The following is a 1,851-nucleotide window of genomic DNA, read 5'->3' as shown; positions in this document are numbered from 1 at the left end:
TTTACTCGCCTCACGCCACTTGATAATTCCTGCGGAGCGCAGAAATTAATAAGCCTAAATGCCTCATGCTTGGTGTGTCCGCAGGGCTGCATTTTATTCCCCTGTTGAAGTATGTCGTTGGGGAATGCTAGCGAGAAAGGGAAGGCGTGACGTTAAATTACTCAATATCGAATGTGATGAGTTTTTGGTTATGCAGTTCCACCAACAAAAAAGCTCTGCCCGTCACTACTGACGGCAGAGCTTTGATCGGGAGTGCTAGGTTCAGCACGTTGTCTTGCTGGTCAGTGCTTGCGCGCGTTCCTGCATATCGGTGAGGGCAGGGATAAGCAGACAGATAGCGGTCAGCCCATGCCCTAATTGGCATAAGCTCTCAGGTGTGGATTCGTACACCTCATTTTCGGCAAAGGTGATCAGTGCGTCACCGATAAAATTGAGGCAATGGCAAAGTCCGGCGCGGGTTTCAGCGCAATAATAGGCGGCCAGCAACAATTCATCGTTGTCCATGATCGAGAAGTCCAGATGAGCCAGTGCGGCGCTCATGGCAGAATACAGGCTATCGCACTCCGCCAGTGATTGATAAGGCGTGCGCGTGTTACTATCAGCATCAGCCATAGCATTAGTCTCCTTAATGTTGTGGTCAGAAGCCCGGTGAGTGTTGGCGCACTGCGGGGTTTCGTTTTTCACCATAAATTCTCTTTTGGTGCACATACACCATAACGCTAGGTGCACATACACGTCAACGTGTTTGAAAATTATTTTCCCTTGTATAGTGTTCGTTCAGTGAAAAGGAAAACGGCATGCCTACAGGCTCAAAAAACAAACGTTCGACAACAAAGGGAATACGTTTCCCGCACGAGCTTATCGAAGCAATCAATGCCAGCGTCGCGCTGGAAAAAGCGAATGACCCTGACGCGAATTTTTCAGCCTGGGTGCTGGATGCCTGCAACAAAAAATTGGCTGCTTCACGGCAGGGCAAATCGACGAAATCATAGCGTTATGAGCAGTGACTGACAGAATGGGAAGGGCGGCAAAGGCGTTCTTGTTGTGAATCAGTGCTGCATGCATGATGCAACGAAATTGCTCCCGACAGGCTTTCTATGGAATAGAAAGCCTGTCGGGAGCCTGTGTGGGTAACGCGTCAGCGGCAAGATCAATGCTTCCCTGCGTTACTCCGCGCATAAACATAGGGTGCGACATAACCCTCTCGATTGACATCCAGATAATCTGACCACCACTGCATCATTTCGATTCTGGCTTCCAGATGCTCCGCCTTATGCACGTAAGCTGCCCGCACACCGTTGCGCTCTTTGTGACTCATCTGTCGCTCGATGGCATCCTTTGACCAGCGTCCGGACTCGTTCAGGGCGCTACAGGCCATGGTCCTGAAACCGTGGCCGCACACCTCGGTTTTGGTGTCATAGCCAATAACGCGCAGCGCCTTGTTGATGGTGTTTTCACTCATCGGCTTGTTCAACGTATGTGCACCCGGAAAAACAAAGACTGATTCGCCAGAAATTGCCCGAATCTGTTCCAGTAGGGCGACCGCCTGCCGTGACAGCGGCACCAGATGTTCATCCCTCATTTTTGCGCCACGTTCTGAGAATCTCACGCCGTTTACCGCTTCGCGCTGGGGTGGCACGGTCCAGATATGCACTTTCAGGTTGAATTCATCCCAGCGGGCAAGACGTAGCTCACTGGCGCGCAGGAAAACATGGAGATTAAGTTCCAGCGCTAGTCGAGTTAGCATCCGACCTTGGTAGCTATCAATCTTCACCAGCAGTTCTGGTAGGCGTTTCAGCGGCAGGGCAGGATGATGTTGGGTCACAACCGGAGTCACAACGCCATCCAGAA

At 51.3% G+C, this 1,851-nt stretch carries 3 protein-coding genes; 1 reads left to right on the top strand and 2 read right to left on the bottom strand.

Translation table 11 applies throughout. The annotated features are described in order from the left end of the window. Nucleotides 1–261 precede the first annotated feature (261 nt). Nucleotides 262–612: a hypothetical protein gene (locus J5224_RS26200; RefSeq protein ID WP_264628109.1), complete on the bottom strand. Its 351-nt coding sequence runs from the start codon at nt 610–612 to the stop codon at nt 262–264. A 185-nt stretch (nt 613–797) separates the two neighbouring features. Here J5224_RS26200 and J5224_RS26195 point away from each other — a divergent pair, with 185 nt between their 5' ends. Beyond that, on the top strand, nt 798–992 hold the full coding sequence (locus J5224_RS26195) for a YlcI/YnfO family protein (RefSeq protein WP_264628108.1): 195 nt from the start codon (nt 798–800) through the stop codon (nt 990–992). A 158-nt stretch (nt 993–1,150) separates the two neighbouring features. On the opposite strand, the gene J5224_RS26190 is transcribed toward J5224_RS26195, so the two are convergent. Next, a partial coding sequence (locus J5224_RS26190; protein ID WP_264628107.1) for a tyrosine-type recombinase/integrase occupies nt 1,151–1,851 on the bottom strand: 701 nt, incomplete at its 5' end.

Source organism: Candidatus Symbiopectobacterium sp. NZEC135 (assembly GCF_025962695.1).
The sequence above is the reverse complement of the archived record's forward strand: the minus strand, read 5'-3'. Positions and strand labels throughout refer to the sequence as shown.

What these genes read in the sequence shown, in the direction of transcription:
- J5224_RS26200 (WP_264628109.1), bottom strand. Translation starts at nt 612, where the DNA reads ATGGCTGATGCTGATAGTAACACGCGCACGCCTTATCAATCACTGGCG.
- J5224_RS26195 (WP_264628108.1), top strand. Translation starts at nt 798, where the DNA reads ATGCCTACAGGCTCAAAAAACAAACGTTCGACAACAAAGGGAATACGT.